Source organism: Acinetobacter sp. S54 (genome assembly GCF_016624945.1).
In the GTDB taxonomy this organism is placed as follows: domain Bacteria; phylum Pseudomonadota; class Gammaproteobacteria; order Pseudomonadales; family Moraxellaceae; genus Acinetobacter.
Genome location: NZ_JACVUI010000008.1, coordinates 86,024 through 102,719, shown reverse-complemented (window position 1 = coordinate 102,719; position 16,696 = coordinate 86,024). Strand labels below are relative to the sequence as shown.

Annotated in this window: 15 protein-coding genes; 6 read left to right on the top strand and 9 right to left on the bottom strand. The window is 39.2% G+C overall.

The features are described from left to right. Window positions 1-371: 371 nt before the first annotated feature. The 3 genes from IAE20_RS12290 to IAE20_RS12280 are packed head-to-tail and all read right to left on the bottom strand — an operon-like array spanning window position 372 to window position 3,193. Window positions 372-1,445 (bottom strand): DUF6670 family protein, encoded by a 1,074-nt coding sequence (locus tag IAE20_RS12290; RefSeq protein WP_200461168.1) that lies wholly within the window; start codon window positions 1,443-1,445, stop codon window positions 372-374. Between the two features lie 21 nt (window positions 1,446-1,466). Beyond that, window positions 1,467-2,300 carry a CDP-diacylglycerol--serine O-phosphatidyltransferase gene (gene pssA, locus IAE20_RS12285; protein ID WP_200461169.1) on the bottom strand — a complete coding sequence of 278 codons (834 nt, stop codon included), beginning with the start codon at window positions 2,298-2,300 and terminating at the stop codon, window positions 1,467-1,469. 35 nt (window positions 2,301-2,335) lie between these two features. Continuing rightward, on the bottom strand, window positions 2,336-3,193 hold the full coding sequence (locus IAE20_RS12280) for a 23S rRNA (adenine(2030)-N(6))-methyltransferase RlmJ (RefSeq protein ID WP_200482345.1): 858 nt from the start codon (window positions 3,191-3,193) through the stop codon (window positions 2,336-2,338). Between the two features lie 139 nt (window positions 3,194-3,332). On the opposite strand from IAE20_RS12280, the gene IAE20_RS12275 reads away from it, so the two are divergent. Further along, window positions 3,333-3,944 carry a 2OG-Fe(II) oxygenase gene (locus IAE20_RS12275; protein WP_200482346.1) on the top strand — a complete coding sequence of 204 codons (612 nt, stop codon included), beginning with the start codon at window positions 3,333-3,335 and terminating at the stop codon, window positions 3,942-3,944. A 105-nt stretch (window positions 3,945-4,049) separates the two neighbouring features. Then, complete coding sequence (locus IAE20_RS12270) at window positions 4,050-4,577, top strand: hypothetical protein (protein WP_200461172.1); 528 nt, start codon at window positions 4,050-4,052, stop codon at window positions 4,575-4,577. Window positions 4,578-4,606: 29 nt separating this feature from the next. Here IAE20_RS12270 and IAE20_RS12265 read toward each other — a convergent pair whose 3' ends face one another. The 4 genes from IAE20_RS12265 to IAE20_RS12250 form a co-directional block, all read right to left on the bottom strand. Then, window positions 4,607-4,849: a DUF2789 family protein gene (locus tag IAE20_RS12265; RefSeq protein ID WP_200482347.1), complete on the bottom strand. Its 243-nt coding sequence runs from the start codon at window positions 4,847-4,849 to the stop codon at window positions 4,607-4,609. A gap of 189 nt (window positions 4,850-5,038) precedes the next feature. Then, window positions 5,039-6,025, bottom strand: a complete 987-nt coding sequence (locus IAE20_RS12260) for a malate dehydrogenase (RefSeq protein WP_200461174.1) — start codon at window positions 6,023-6,025, stop codon at window positions 5,039-5,041. Between the two features lie 172 nt (window positions 6,026-6,197). Then, window positions 6,198-6,860 (bottom strand): ribonuclease I, encoded by a 663-nt coding sequence (locus IAE20_RS12255; RefSeq protein WP_200482348.1) that lies wholly within the window; start codon window positions 6,858-6,860, stop codon window positions 6,198-6,200. Window positions 6,861-6,902: 42 nt separating this feature from the next. After that, entirely contained in the window at window positions 6,903-8,888 is a 1,986-nt protein-coding gene (locus IAE20_RS12250) for a lytic transglycosylase domain-containing protein (RefSeq protein ID WP_200482392.1), read from the bottom strand. Between the two features lie 302 nt (window positions 8,889-9,190). On the opposite strand from IAE20_RS12250, the gene miaB reads away from it, so the two are divergent. The 3 genes from miaB to ybeY all read left to right on the top strand — a co-directional run bounded on the left by miaB (window position 9,191) and on the right by ybeY (window position 12,323). Continuing rightward, window positions 9,191-10,642 (top strand): tRNA (N6-isopentenyl adenosine(37)-C2)-methylthiotransferase MiaB, encoded by a 1,452-nt coding sequence (gene miaB / locus IAE20_RS12245; RefSeq protein ID WP_200482349.1) that lies wholly within the window; start codon window positions 9,191-9,193, stop codon window positions 10,640-10,642. 40 nt (window positions 10,643-10,682) lie between these two features. Beyond that, window positions 10,683-11,765, top strand: a complete 1,083-nt coding sequence (locus IAE20_RS12240; protein ID WP_200482350.1) for a PhoH family protein — start codon at window positions 10,683-10,685, stop codon at window positions 11,763-11,765. Window positions 11,766-11,843: 78 nt separating this feature from the next. After that, complete coding sequence (ybeY, locus tag IAE20_RS12235) at window positions 11,844-12,323, top strand: rRNA maturation RNase YbeY (RefSeq protein WP_200482351.1); 480 nt, start codon at window positions 11,844-11,846, stop codon at window positions 12,321-12,323. Window positions 12,324-12,385: 62 nt separating this feature from the next. Here ybeY and IAE20_RS12230 read toward each other — a convergent pair whose 3' ends face one another. Further along, complete coding sequence (locus tag IAE20_RS12230; RefSeq protein ID WP_200482352.1) at window positions 12,386-14,578, bottom strand: TonB-dependent siderophore receptor; 2,193 nt, start codon at window positions 14,576-14,578, stop codon at window positions 12,386-12,388. 175 nt (window positions 14,579-14,753) lie between these two features. After that, the gene (locus IAE20_RS12225) at window positions 14,754-15,635 is read right to left on the bottom strand and encodes an energy transducer TonB (protein WP_200461180.1); all 882 of its coding nucleotides are present in this window, start codon (window positions 15,633-15,635) and stop codon (window positions 14,754-14,756) included. A 239-nt stretch (window positions 15,636-15,874) separates the two neighbouring features. Here IAE20_RS12225 and IAE20_RS12220 point away from each other — a divergent pair, with 239 nt between their 5' ends. Further along, entirely contained in the window at window positions 15,875-16,558 is a 684-nt protein-coding gene (locus tag IAE20_RS12220; protein ID WP_200461181.1) for a hypothetical protein, read from the top strand. The last annotated feature ends 138 nt before the right edge of the window (window positions 16,559-16,696 follow it).

The following is a 16,696-nucleotide window of genomic DNA, read 5'->3' as shown; positions in this document are numbered from 1 at the left end:
CTTCGAGTAATTTAAACCAATCAATTAATGATAATATTTCGATTAATCAATCAGTAAAAATCCACACAAGTTGTTCTTCTATGCTCTTAATGATCTTCTTCATGCTTCGTCAGCATCAAGCTAGGTCGGCTATATTACTCTTAATCTCTTAAAAGTCAACAGGTGAAAACGATATTTTTTTCAAACTTATTTATTCTTCAAAATATCAATCAAATCCACCAAGACCCAATCAACACCCTGTTTTTCAACAAGTTTTTATCAACATCACCGCCGATGAGTGCGCATTCTACAGCATTCCCCTAGCCATGCAACCACTTTTTAAAAGTTTTTAAATATATCGATTAAATTTTGTACCATTCCAAAGCGTTTGGTTATTTTTTAAGTAAACATGGCTGAATTTGAAGAAACTCATCTGCAAGAATTTGTGTTTGGCTTTTTTCTTGCCAGTTTAAAGGTCGAATATCTATATATTCACAATAACCACTTTCACCTTCAAAATCCTGATCCCGAAAACGGGCACAATAACGAAAGCTTCCAGCAAATCCTGCTCCTACTCCAAATTTAAAATCTCCACGACTTTGGGCTTTGATTTCAAAGATAGGGCATCCATTTTCTTCCACATACCACGAGAACTCTCTAGGAAGATACATTTGACGGTGATTCGGGGTAGTAATTTTTGGAAAAACGCGATGAACGTGAAAATACACTTTTTTATCTGTAAAAAATGTTTCTCCATTGGTGCAACGCATATAAAACTTAGAATAGATAATTTGGTTCCACTGATTGCGTACTTGACTCAAAATTATTTGCATTGTTTCATTTAGATTGATCACTTGATGCGTATAAAACGCCAATGGCAAGTAAGGGATATTAGCAGCTCGAGCATAGTCAAAACTTCCCATCCCACTGATTTGATAATGTTGATTTTGATATTTTAAATTTCCTTCGCAATGACACAAAATTGACCAGTGTTCAAATAAATTCCATTTTAATGGAACAAAATAAGTGACATTCGGGACCGTTTGAATTTTAAGATTCAATTCTAATTCATGATCTTGGCGTTGAATTTCAAAATTTGGAAAAAAACCATTGAATTGATCTATTTGATCAAATTGGTAATGATAAGGATCAATTTGGCATTGTTGATCAAGCTGATAGCTTTTTAAATGTCCTCGTTGATGTGGACTTATTGCCATCATCACACTGGCCGTATTTAATGCTTTATCTTTGATAATGTTGTGATTATAAAATAATGGAATTTTAGGTTGGCCAATCAGGGTAATAAAATTTAGAAAATGTAGTGGCGCGGGTAAATTTGGTAAGAGTAATCCATGATAAACCAGCTTAAAGCGACCTTTAGGCGGATGATAGGCAAGCAGAGAAGTTGGGTCGAGCTGGAGGTTCAGGCGTGTGGACTGTTCTAGCGAACCCATCAACATTTGCATACTGAACCCCAATTATGAGCATTATGTCTTTATAGTAGGACTTTGTTTACGTGCGAACAAGGTGGTCACAAAACCTGAGATCGCATAAATAATTGATACAACTAAAATCCCCATTGGAATATTGTAAGTAATTGCTGCAAAAATCAGCACTACTGGCAGCATTACGACAAAAGGAACTCGTTTGCGATCCATTTGCTTAAAGGAATAATATTTGATGTTTGAGATCATCAATACTGCAACAACTACCATATACACTGCATAGACGACTTGAATAGCAATGTCGCGGGTATCAAAAATAAATGGGTAATCACGGCTGACCCAAATCAGGGTAATCACCAATATAGCAGCCAAAGGACTTGCTATACCGATAAAATAGCGTTTATCAACCACTCCAATTTGTACATTAAATCTTGCCAAACGAAACGCAGCGCAAGCGGTATAAATAAAACAGCACGCCAGCCCAATACGCCCAAGATCATGCAAGCTCCAGCTGTACATCAAAATGGCAGGGGCAACACCAAAAGCCAATAAGTCAGACAAAGAATCGTACTGTTCGCCAAACGCACTTTGCGCACCAATCGCTCTTGCAACTCGACCATCCAGCCCATCAAGCAATGCAGCAAGAAAAATCGCATAAATGGCTTGTAAAAACTCACCATTCATACTGGCAGTAATTGAATAAAATCCTGAAAGCAATGCAGCGGTCGTAATCAAATTTGGCCATAAATAAATACCACGGCGTTTAACTTTTTGACCTTCCTGCGTTTGTTCCTCTTCAACCACCTCAAAGGTAATACCATCAAAAGGATGATCATTCTGAGTTGAATCGTTGTTTGGCTTTTGTATGTTTGTCATTGTTGTTAATCTCAATATGCTTTGAACGGTGAGTCTTACTCACCTACAAGCCAGCGAACTGCGGCATGACCGCCATTTTCCTGCATACGTAAATGTGGAAATAACCATTGTAAGGCCTGATCGGCATCTTCAGAAAATTGCCAAGGCGGATTAATCACCAATAGACCACAACCGTTTAAACCGACTGGAGTATCATCTGGCCAAACACAAATCTCACAAATAAGCTGACGGCGTATGCCCGTTTTGATCATTTTCTTTTCAAAACGCTCAATCATCGCGCGATCTTTAATCGGATACCATACTGCAAAAACCCCCGTAGGCCATTTTTTATAGGTGTTTTGTAGAAGTTCAACCAGCTGTGGAAAATCCTTGCGTTCCAATTCATAAGGAGGGTCGATCATCACCAAGCCGCGCTTTTCCTTCGGCGGAATGACTGCAAGTAGGCCTTCATAGGCATCACGCTCGTGCAAGCCCATTCGCTTATCGTGAATATTATGGCGTAATTGCTGAAAAACATCGCGCTGCATTTCAAAAACAGTGGCTTTATCTATTTCACGCATCGCTTGTAAAGCAAACCATGGCGAACCAGGATAAGTACCTTTACCCTGTTCGGCACGAATATTTTCAACGAGTTTTAGATACTGTTGAACGCCTTCAGGAGCCTTACGCTTTTCCATATCCCCGAGCTGAACCAAACGATGGATACCCGTCAAAAACTCACCTGATTTTTGTGCAGGTGCCTGAGATAAATCATATTTTCCCGCACCACCATGCGTATCAATATAACGATAAGGCTTATCTTTCGCGTTTAAGCGCGTTAATAGTTGAAGCAAAAGTACATGCTTCATGACATCAGCAAAGTTGCCCGCATGGAAATGGTGACGGTAATTCATTTTTACATTAATTCCTCAGATTAACGTGTATTTTAACATGAAAAAAAGCAGTTACGTGTGGATGAGTTGTTTTAGAATAGGTAAAGCGCACGCTTGACTGTTTTTCTTTGATGCGTTTATTTGATTATTTAGAGGCAGTATGCAGCAAATTATTGAGTCGATTCAACATGACATCGAACAAATTCTGGATGATTTAGACCAATACGGTTTTGCTATTGTCAATCAAACTCATTCTGCACAATTTGCTCTAGGGCTGTTAGAAGAATGTCTCTCAAATTTAAATCAGTTCCGTGAAGCCGCGATTCAAAGTGGAGTCGTCAGTAAAATTCGTAGCGATCACATCCTCTGGATCGATGAAAAATTAAGAATGGCACAACAGCATATCAAACTACTTCAAGAGTTTTCCGAGGCCTTTAATCGTGCTTTTTTCATGGGAATTCAAACTATTGAAGCACATTTTGCCTGTTATAATGCTGGTGAATTTTATGCGCTCCATCGAGATAATCCTCAGAAAAAAAATGATCGCATGATATCAGCAGTCTATTATTTGCACTCAGAATGGCAATCGGATTGGGGCGGCCAGCTACGCTTACAAGATAAAAATGATCACTGGCATATGATTGAACCCGAGCCGAATCGTATGGTCATTTTCCAAAGCGATTTATTACATGAAGTATTAATTTCTAAACGTCAGCGACTTTCAATTACGGCATGGCTACGCAGTGGCCATTCAATCTGGTCATCTGAGTAGTTCATAAATATGAAATCGAAGCGAAACACTGCGTTGCACTTCTGAACACTTTTAAAATCGTAAAATAGCCTCATATAATGACGATAAACCAAGAGGATGACCCACATGCTAGATACAAGTAAAATGATTGTTGAGCGCATCGGAGAAACTGATCAACACTACCTTGCCGGCAATACACCTGAACTTGCACTGGAACGTGGGGATTTGCGCTTACAACTGGTCGAAATTAGCCGTAATCGTCAGGAACGAGTCCATTTCTTACATGAAGCAATTGCGATTTTAGAGACCTCTCGCATCGAATTTGATGAAATGCCTATATCGCTTTATCTTGATTTGTCCCTGCAATTGGCCAAAGCATATATGATGTATTACGAACTCAATCGTGAGACAAAATTTGCCACGATTAGCCAGCAAATTCTAAAACCATTGGCACATTTACAGCACGGCGATATTTTATTTTTTCTGGCCTATGCATCTGCTGTCAAATCAGAATATGCATTGACTCGACATTGGTTAGAAAAATACAGCCAATGTGCGGAGTTTGATCTTGAGTTGATGCAGTTCCATTCTGCCTTTGCTAAATTACATCAACAAGACTGGTTTAAAACCCTCATTCGCACAAAAACGCATTAAACCATTCAAGGTGTCCTAAAGCCTAGGCTTTAGGATCCACTATCAATATGAAGCTGTTGATTGAGTTCATCAATGACAATAGCCCAGTCATCATCTTTGTCCCAATGACTTTTAAGAAAATCACGTTGAGCCGCGCTCCAGAAATCTGCCTCATGCAACTTAAGGTCAGCCGATAATTGATGATCTCTAATAAATTGATCCATTGCTTCTTCATTGGCATCCAATCCAAGCTGCTCAAATAGTAATTCTAAAGTTGGTTGTTGTTCAAACATTGTTATTCTCCATAAATCAATATTGACCTAAGTTAATCTTCACGTTAACTACAATGTCGTGTTTTGTCATCAAAAATTGCTTAATTTTCTTGTTATTTTTTGTTTTAAATCATACCTATGCAAAAGATTAAACAATAAAAAAGGCATTCCTTTAAGAAATGCCTTTTTACGATTAAAAATCGTTTTTAATTATTTTAACATGTCTGCAATTGCAGCACGTTCTTCTTCAAGTTCTTGAAGAGTTTTGTCCATACGCTCACGGCTGAATGCATCAATTTCAAGGCCTTCAACACGTTTATATTCGCCATTTTCACACGTTACAGGAACGCCATACATAACGCCTTCTGGAATACCATAAGAACCGTCAGAAGGAATACCCATAGTGACCCACTCACCATTTGTACCCAAAGCCCAATCACGCATATGATCAATTGCAGCATTTGCAGCAGAAGCAGCAGAAGACAAACCACGTGCTTCAATAATCGCAGCACCACGTTTACCAACAGTTGGAAGGAATACATTAGCATTCCAGTCAGCATCATTGATTTTGTCTTTTAAGCTTACGCCATTTGCAGTTGCAAAACGGTAGTCTGCATACATTGTTGGAGAGTGGTTACCCCAAACTGTAAGGTTTTTAATGTCAGCTACAGCAACGCCTGCTTTTTGCGCGATTTGAGTTAAAGCACGGTTGTGGTCAAGACGCAACATTGCAGTGAAGTTTTTTGCTGGAAGATCTGGAGCAGATTTCATTGCAATGTAAGCATTCGTATTTGCAGGGTTACCTACAACCAATACTTTTACGTCACGGCTAGCAACTTCATTTAATGCTTGACCTTGACCAATGAAGATTTCACCGTTCACTTTCAACAAGTCAGCACGTTCCATACCAGGACCACGTGGACGAGAACCTACTAGTAATGCGTAGTCTGCATCTTTAAATGCAACTTTAGGATCATCAGTACCGATCATGCCAGCCAACAATGGGAAAGCACAGTCGTCAAGTTCCATCATTACGCCTTTAAGCGCTTGTTGAGCTTTCTCAACTGGGATCTCAAGCAATTGCAAAATCACTGGTTGATCTTTGCCTAACATTTCACCGCTTGCGATACGGAATAACAAGCTATAACCAATTTGACCTGCAGCGCCAGTAACGGCAACACGAACGGGTTGCTTCATGTAATTATCTCCAATTGAGGATCGTTAAGATGATTAAACAGTCAGTACGCTATTTAATCTAATAATCATAAACGGCAAAGATTGTACTCCAAACCCGCAAGAGATGCATTTAAAAGAGAATGAATTTCAACAAAAGTCTGATAGAAAATACAAATCAACTGAGACCAAGTGATTAATAACTACCTTTAATTGTGAACTCATTTGGACAATTGGAAACCACATGGCTGGAACATTGCTTATAAGTTCCATTGACCTGATAACACACCTGAACTTCTGTCAAAATCGGTTCTGAACGCGAAGATTGGCAACTAAAACGAATACCACTGGCAGGTAATGATGGATTTAGGCGGACAAATTGTTGTTGCAGGTTATTTTTCTGAATTTCCTTATTCACACCACTCGTAAGATCCGCCGGAATTTTCAAACGTTCCGCATAATTAATAATCATACGAAAATACTGACTAGCAGACATCGGAATACATCCGCCAATACTACGCCATAATTGAGCACGAGCATTTTCATCGGGCATCACACGAGCCACAACCTTGGCTTGTAATGGTGATAGTGTCGGCGGAGAAGTCGTCTCACAATTTGGGTGAGTCGTTTCAGGCAATAAGCCGTTAATAGTCAGTGAATAACCTTCCAGACATTTACGCTGTTTTTGTCGAGCAGGATCTAGTGCACATACCGCAGGTGTCATCTGAACTTGCATGACATAGCCTTGTAATCGTGGTGCTTCGGCATGTAAGTTCGGAGCAAATAAATAAAGATTTACCCAAAAAACACATCCCGTCCACCACGACAAACAATGGTATATAAAACTTTTCTTCTTCATCGAACTAAAAACTTAACCGTTATCATAAAAGCCAACTTTTGTTTAAGGTGTACTGCGAACAGGAATCGGAAGCATGCGCTGTTCAATAGACTGAGGCCCCCGCCCCAATAGAACACCATAATGCGCAGCATTGGTCATCACATGTTTTACATAATCGCGGGTTTCAAGTAACGGGATACTTTCCGTATACTGATCGGCTGCCAGCGGCTGAAAATCAGGTTGCCAGCGACGTGCACGATTTGGCCCTGCGTTATAGCCGGCAGTTGCCAATACGGGATTACCACTTAATTGCCCCTGAATCATGGATAAATAAAATGTTCCGTAACGCACATTGGTATTCATATCACTGAGTGCAGCTGGGTTATACGTTTCACCCATTTGTCGGGCAACAAGTTTTGCTGTATCCGGCATAATCTGCATCAAACCACCCGCTCCTACATGCGAACGTGCAGAAGTCACAAAGCGACTTTCCTGACGCATTAAACCATAAGCCCATGCAGGATCAATTCCCGCATTCTGACTATGATTCACGACTGTGACTTTATGGGGCATGATATAACGATAAGAATAATTATGTTTATTGACAGTACGATCTGCAGCATAAATCGCACGATCATACCAACCAATCTCACTGGCGCGTTGCGCAGCAGCCAGTAGTAAACCGTCATCCTGTTTCAAATATGCTTGACGCACCGCCCAGTTCCATTCACGGTTGACATAGTTATCTGGGGCATTCACATTACGTAAAGTAAAAGCACGTCTAAAATGAATATCCTGACTTAATCGCTGTAAATCATTATTGGTGGCTTGGGAGTAGGCTGGAATATCATTGTATTTTTGCCCCAGATGATCACGTGCTAACAAGTTATGATAATCATCACCAGATTGGGCCAATTTTTTATAAATTTGCTGCGCCTGCTGTTTGGCCTGCCGATCATTACGTTGTTCTAAAGCACGCGCTAGCCAATATTGCCAGCGATCTTCCTGCTTTTGACTTACCGACATGCCGTCAATCGCACGAATCAGACTTTCCCATGAACCAAAACGCACGGCTTGACGTGCATACACTTCAGCCTCTTCAGGACTCAGTGGATAGCCATAACTTAAATCAAAGTTATTTAAAACTTCGCGATTAAAGTTATTCTTCATTACTGTTGTACCGCCGATATAGCCTACCGTACGGTATAAATACTTTTGAACTTCTGGAGGGGTACCTTCCGCAGTTTTTTTGACATTAGCCAATGCTGATGTTAGATCACTATCAGCTAAACGACCTAATGCAAAAATCAGATAGGCATAATCTACCTGTGAGGTTTTTGGTGCAGCCCACAGATAATTTAATGGATTAGACTGAATCTGATTTAACTGAGCCAGTGACAGACTAATGCCTAAAGTTTGTGCTGTAGATAAAGCCAGCCCAGATTGTCCTGCCCGCAATTGCCCCCACAGACGTTGCTGTTTGTCTTGCGCAGACATCAGTGGACTAGATTGCATCATGCGGCCAAGTCCATTACAGGAATCAGGCTGAGTATTGGTCGTCAGCCAAACATCTTTATATTCAGCAAAAACCAGCGGATCGCCTGAGCTTGCGCGAACCTGTGCTACCGCACAACTTTCAGCACGGTCTGGATTGGTCACATAAGGCAATACAGGTTGTGCGCCAGTCAAATCACCTTGCTTAACTTTTTCTTCTACATAATCAGCTGATAATTTTTCAGCCATCGCAGAGTTGGGATAACGTTTTGCAAAATTAATAATAGATGCCGCAGGCTGTAAACCCAAATCCGTATTGAGCTTCCAATATTCTGGATAATAACCCAAAACATCATTTTGCATAGAAAACTGGTATTGATCGAGCGCAGTTAAATCACTTGCAGTGGCTGCACGTAATGCATCATTAAATTGTTCCTCAGCAGCAAAAGCTACAGAACCGGTAAGTGATGTCAAAACACTTATAGCAGTGGTACATATCCATTTATTTTTTAAAAAAATTCCCACTGAAGATTTACTCTTTTCTTTCCATGCCATAGATGCTTTTTTAAACCCCAACAACCTCTGCGCCCTGCTAGTGTAATTATTCTTTGCGCCTACTACTGTTGTGTTATGTAACCTGCTGATTCACCAACAGTAATATTCACATTTTTTTAACTGAAAAATCAATGAATTTAACGCCGCATTTAAATTGGGCAATCTTCACGTCCATCTGTATTTGAGTCAGCCATTTTTGCATTTTATTTATTTTGATATCTTTGCTGTAAATACTGCTACAATTGCGCGCTTTCATTGGGTCAAATTCCCAATAATCGTTTTAATTTGTTTTAGGAGCCTACATGACGGTTCAAACCTTCATTCCAAATGGTGCCAAAGCTGCCTCAGAAAACACTGTCACCCAGCCAGCGCACACTCATGATGTTTCAATCAAGAAATTGTATATTGAAACTCAAGGGTGTCAGATGAATGAGTATGACAGTCATCGTATGGCAGACCTTTTAGGCGATTCTCACGGCTATATACTGACCACTGATCCGAAAGAAGCCGATATTCTACTGATGAATACCTGCTCTATTCGTGAAAAGGCTCAAGAAAAGGTATTTAGTGAGTTAGGTCGCTGGCGTAAACTAAAAGAACAAAATCCTGATCTAATTATTGGCGTTGGGGGTTGTGTTGCATCTCAGGAAGGTGACAACATTCAAAAACGTGCTCCGTATGTCGATATGGTGTTTGGCCCGCAAACTCTACACCGTTTGCCCCAAATGCTGGATCAACATCAGGATCAAATTGAGAAACCCAAAAAAGATAAAATTAAACTGGTTGATATTTCATTTCCAGATATTGAGAAATTTGATTTCTTGCCTGAACCGCATGTCGAAGGGTTTAAAGCTTTTGTTTCAATTATGGAAGGCTGTTCAAAATACTGTTCTTTCTGCGTGGTTCCCTATACCCGTGGCGAAGAAGTATCGCGTCCATTAGATGATGTACTAGCTGAAATTGCAGGCCTCGCTGAAAAAGGCGTTCGTGAAATTTCTTTACTGGGTCAAAATGTCAATGGATACCGTGGTGAAACCTTTGAAGGTGGAATTTGTACCTTCCCAGAATTGTTACGACTCGTTTCAGAAATTCCCGGTATTGGACGTTTACGTTATACCACTTCGCACCCCCTTGAATTTTCTGATGACTTAATTCAATGCTACCGCGATTTGCCACAGATGGTGTCACATTTACATTTACCTGTACAAAGTGGCTCAAATGCAGTGTTGCAAGCCATGAAACGCAATCACACTATTGATGTCTATATCGAGAAGATCGCCAAGTTGCGAAAAATCCGTCCAGATATGCACTTATCTAGTGACTTCATTATTGGCTTTCCGGGTGAAACTGATGAGCATTTTGAAGAAACCTATCAATTTATCAAAGATTTAGATTTTGATCATTCTTATAGTTTTGTCTATTCTAAACGTCCAGGTACACCTGCAGCTGAATTAGAAGATACGACCTCAGAAACTGTAAAAAAAGAACGATTAGGCAAAGTTCAGCATTGGATCAAGCAGTCTAGTATTCGTAAAACCGATGCCATGTTAGGTACAGTTCAACGGGTATTGGTCGAGAATGTTTCTGACAAAAATCCAGATCTTTTGGTCGGCACAGCAGACAATACACGACTGGTTACATTTGTCGGAGATGCTTCGTGGGTGGGACGCTTCGCGGAGATTGAGATTACCAAGATAAAAACTTTGAATTTAGTTTATGGTGAACTCTTGAATCTTGAGCCTGACGTGGCGTAATGTAAGGGTATTAGAACAAGGCGACAAAAAGGATTCCTCTTTGACTGCAGCGATTCGACGTACCGTTACTTTTCCCGGCGTTTCAATGACCCGTTTAAAAAGCATGTTAGGTGCATACAACGGTCACTTGAAGCAGATTGAACAGCGTTTAGATGTACAAATAACTCATCGTGGCGACGCGTTCTACATCGATGGTGACATCGATGCAGTCGAACGAGCAGAATCCTTGCTCCAGCGTCTTTACGATGAATCAGAAATTTCCAGTCAGATTAGTGCAGATATTCTGCACTTAATGATTCAAGGTAGCCAGACCGATCGTGAACTGATGGATGAGTCCGAACAGGAACACACAGGTCTGGATAATGTCTGGTTACAAACGCCTAAAGGCCGCATTAACCCTCGTGGCACCAATCAAAAACGCTACGTCCAGCGCATTCTACAAAGTGATATTTCATTTGGAATTGGGCCTGCTGGAACAGGTAAGACTTATCTGGCCGTTGCCGCAGCAGTTGACATGCTTGAGCGCAATGAAATACAGCGAATTCTCCTGGTAAGACCAGCAGTTGAAGCGGGTGAAAAACTGGGTTTCTTGCCTGGTGATTTAACCCAAAAAATTGATCCCTATTTGCGCCCACTTTATGATGCCCTGTATGAAATGTTAGGGTTTGAAAAAGTTGCAAAATTGATCGAACGTCAAGTTATTGAAGTTGCGCCCCTTGCCTATATGCGTGGTCGAACGTTGAATCATTCTTTTGTGATTTTGGATGAAGCGCAAAACACCACACCTGAACAGATGAAAATGTTCTTAACTCGTTTAGGTTTTGGGTCACGTGCTGTGATTACTGGCGATATTACGCAAGTGGATTTACCAAGGGGACAACAGTCAGGTTTAGCCCATGCTTTACGAGTACTGGAACCCATCAAAGAAATTCACATTACTCGCTTCCATTCGCGTGATGTAGTACGTCACCAATTGGTTCAAAAAATTGTAGAGGCCTACGAAGGTTGGGATTCTGAACAGAATCGATTAACTGCTGAAGCTCGCGCAGAACGTAAAGCTCGGCAGGAAGCATTGATGAATGAACATGATACTGCGGCCGATGCGCAGCATCAGGAAGTTTAATGTATTAATCAAGTTGTTTTATCAACTTACAAAATCAGGGGATTGCCATGCATCCCCTATTTTTATGAAGGATCAGGTTTGAAACTTAATCTTAGTTTGCAACAAGAATTTAAATCTCCCGATTTAGTCTTAAAGCGTATCGAACTTAAAAAAGCCATTGAAACCACTTTACGTCATCTCGATATTGAAAATGATTGTGAAATTGGAATTGCCTGTGTCGACAATAATGAAAGCCATCGCTTAAATTTGGACTATCGAGGGAAAGACAAACCTACCAATGTTTTGTCTTTTTCGAGCGATATTCCTGAAGAAGTCTTACCCTTGTTAGATGCTCAACCTTTAGGTGATCTGGTGATTTGTATTCCTGTGGTATTACAAGAAGCAATAGAACAACATAAAGTAGCGCGTGATCATTTTATGCATATGTTAGTGCATGGCACTTTGCATTTACTTGGTTATGATCATGAACTTAGTGAACAAGATGCTGAAGAAATGGAAGCACTTGAAATTGAAATTTTAGCTAAATTGGGATTAAAAAATCCGTATCTAGAGCATTAATTTTAAAAGAATTAAATTTAAAATGACCACATAATGTGGTCATTTTATTTTTTAGATAGAATTTAGAAATTATATCTTAAAGTCAAAGTTGCGTTGCGAGGATCGCCCCAAGCCATCGAGTTTGTACCAATTCCCGAATAATACTTTTTATCGAATATATTATTCACATTAATTTGTGCACTGAAATTCTTATCAAATTTATACCCCAACATTGCACTCGCTAAATACAAGTCGTCACGATCAATACGTTTACTCCCTGTACCAGTATAGATATGACTGTAATAGTTTAAGCCAACTCCGCCAAACCACGAATCATTTTTATATTTCAAGAAAAGGTCAGCCGTTGTACGTGAATTAGTCGTATTTACTTTTTCCCCATCTGGATCTTTTGCTTCAAAATTTGCAACACCGAAACTAACACCCCAATTTTCATTAATTTCTCCATCGACATTCAACTCAATACCTTTACTGACCACTCCATCAACGCCGTAGTAAGCATTATCAGTTGATCCTTGAGCATGTATATTTTGTCCATTCTCATCCAGTAAAAGCTCTGCAACATTATCCATCTCAATTCGAAATACAGATAATGCAGCGTTCAATCGACTATCAAAGAACTCACCTTTTATACCTGTTTCATAACTTTTACCTACTTTTGGATCTAGATAACTTCCATCTTCTTTTTTATTATTTTGAGGTTTAAAAATGCTAGTATAACTTGCATACCAAGAATAATCCCTTGCAAAATCATAAACTAAACCAAAGTAGGGCGTAACCTCATTATTAAAATTTCGATTACCAACACCATTCTCAGCTTCATACTTCCAATTTGAAAGTCTTACACCAGCAACAGCATGTAACGGATCAAGTAAGTGAAACTTGCCTGAAAGATATGCAGAAGACTGTTCTGTATAGTTTAAACCGCCACTTTGGTTCATCTCTAAACTTCCAATAAGATGAGTATTCATATTATTGAAATCAAGAACATCTGTGCCTAACAACGCTATGTTATTTTGTTTGGTAAGTGCAGTATTACCACTTACAAAAGTGCCGCCAGTCTTATTCGCTGTCACTTCATTTTTATTCCAAGACCCTCCAAACACAATTTCTTGTTGTCTATTTGCGATAGTAAAAGGGGCAGAAATATAGACATCAACATTATTTTCATCTGTTGTATCTGCACTTCGATAAACTGAAGCATTGGCAATATCAATTGTATTCGTTGCTTTATCAACAGATCCAGCTGTATAAAAAATTAAATCATCAACCTTGTCACGGCGGAACGAATAATTAATATTTAAATTTACATCATTAAACAAATTCTGCTTTAAACCAGCAAAGAATGATGTTGTATCAACATTCCAAAACGTCCAATCTGAGCTGATTGTTAAAGAACGGCCAAAATTTGTCCGTGATCCATCTGAATAAAATGCTGGCACTCCTCCCCAACGTACACCGTTTCGCTCTAGCTCTTGATAAGATGCAGCAAATGACAATGTAGTTTTATCACTTAAATCATAATCGATAGCACCATACGCAATTCTTCGCTCTCGCTCATAATGATCCATAAATGAGTCTTCATGGGAATTTTTTAGAAACACTCTTCCTCTTAATGAACCATCAGCATTAAGCGGTGTAGAAATATCTGCTGTACTCTCAAAGGTATTCCAAGAACCTGCCGTTGCAGTTACATTTGCTGTAAGTTCTTTAGCATTCGCATGCTTGCGAATCATGTTTAAACCGATTGCAGGATTCCCTGCACCCGTCATTAAACCATTTGCCCCTTTTACGACCTCTACTCGATCAAAAATACTTAAATCAGGATCTCCATCACCTAAAGTTAAAGTGCTTGGCATTCCATCAATCAGGTAGTAATCAAGCTCAAACCCGCGAGCGTAGGCTCTCTGTCTTTCATCAGTACGAGTGGTCGAAACACCCGTAATATTATCTAATAATTGTTGAAATGAATCGATCCCACGATCATCCAGATATTCACGAGTATAAACTTTAACTGTTTGTGGAGTTTCTCTAATAGATAAATTCAATTTAGTCGAGGTATTTGTACTTTTAGCTGTATAGCTCCCACTTCCTTCGGTAACACCATTCGCATTCTCAGCCTGAACTGTAATTTTCGACAATTGCTGTAATTCAGTTGTTTCAGCCTGATCTTCAGCATAAATCAATGGTGACGCAAGCAAGCTCATGGCAACAACAAGAGGACGAACTTTAAACGTTCTAAAATTTGGATAAAGCATAAGAACAAATCCCTAGAGGCACGGAAATAACGCGCAATTAATTAAAAAAACAGAAAAACAGACGGCTAAAAAATTGTTAACAAAAAATAACAGTTAATGATAATTGTTTTCATTATTTATTCAATTAACAATAATGAATTATCTTTATAATTTTTATTGATATAAGCTTAATCAGCTAGCGAACTTCAAACTCTGCTTGAGCAGGGTTAAATTTCCATGTACGAATAATTCGCAACTCAGAAATTTCTTTCATGGATGCATCAAAACGGCCAAATGGAGCGCCACGACGTACCGATGCTTTTGCAGCCTCATCTAACAAAGTATGGCCTGAACTTTCAATTAAACGAATGGCACGTATTCCCCCCTGCGCGTTTAAAACAACCATCAATCTGACTTCCCCTGCCAAATTTTGACGTTTTGCCTCATCGGGATAGTAACGATTGCCATACAACTCCACTTTTTCACGGAACTTATTCAAATAAGCAGCAGAAGCATCTTGCTTAGCTTGAATGCCATCTACTGTTTTAATCCGTTGTTGCCGGCTAAAATTTTGCTGACGCTGTAAATATTGCGCTTCAATACTGGCCACCATTGCAGCTTTGGCTTGAAACTGACTTTGTAAATCATCTTGTGCTTTTTTACGCTGATTTTCTTCAGCCTGTTTTTGCCAGCTTAATACCGTCATCAGCACTTTTTCTTCAAATTTAAGCTCACGTCTTTGCTGAATATGGTCAAGTGTTTGAGTCTGAGATTCTCCGGAACTTTGATCAGGCATCGCTTTAGGCATATCACTCGACATTCGATGTGAATCATGAAACTGTCCAGAACCTTTTTGATTCGATTGAGCCAAAAAGTCAGCATGTTCTATTTTATCTGTGCTTGGACGAATCGCGATAGCAATCTCTTTGGTCGCAGTATCTGAAGGTGTTGGCATCGCAAAATGAATGAGCAGAATTAGTACATGCAGTACAATTGCAATTGCCACCGCACTCAATAAAATAAAATCCTGCCACCAGTGTCGAATCACTGGAAAATACTCTACATTTTTTTTAAACATTGTGTTCAACTAACAAAATGTTGCATCCCCACCTGTGAAAACAGGATAAAATAAAACTATTATTCATTTTCAAATAAAAGCGTGACCAACTTCAAAGCTAATAACAACAAGGTTTGAAGTTTTAAAAATGTAGCAATTAATTTTGCTAAACTGCAACAAATAAACTTATTTTTTTTCATGTTTTAAAAAAGATTGTAATTTTGCAATCGAACAAAACAGCTATTTTTTGGACAGCCTTTATGCCAACATTACTGTCATCTATCTCTAAACACTTGCGCCGGGCTTATGAAAAAGCTGGAGAATTTATTGAAGAAGAACGTGAAATTCCAGTTTCGCAAGTATTTTTAAATGCAACCTTTAAACGCTATGTGACAGATAATCTCAGCTTTTTGGATGATCTGCATGCAGATGTCTATGATGGCTGGCTACGTTTATACGCCACTTTAAATTTTAAAGGCTTAAATACGACCCTTTCTGTAGATTTAAAATTAATTCAGATGGAACTGAATAAAGATATTCAACTTTTGGTCTTTGAACAAATTAGTGATACACAAGTTGTTGAGGCCAAATTTAAAAATGCTTTACAAAAAATAGGATTTAATGCCTATGTTTTTTTCTATCACAAGATATTACGTAAAGATCCGTTAGGCCCGATTCTTGAACGCTTCGAGGTCGTTAAAGTCAATGATGAACTTCTATTTCTTGATCTAAATCGCTGGCTAGGCAAAAGTCGCAGTGTGATCGATGCGCTTTCCAAAGTGCATGTCAACCATGCGCAGCTTAAAGAAGCAGAACTTGTGGTATTAGGGAATGTCAATTTAATGGCCCTTTTCAACAAATCCCAAAATGACGATGATTTAGCCGAAGAGGAATTGGAGCTAGCAGAAACCACTGTCACGCCTATACGGCAAAAAGATGAATAAGCTAAAAATAAAGCATTCATAAAGACATTAAATATCAACATAATGAAACATTGCACACTGAAATACTGCATTTTTCTCCATGGCAAAATGTAATACTATCTTGAGTGATTGAAAATTTTTTATTATTTCATTTATGAC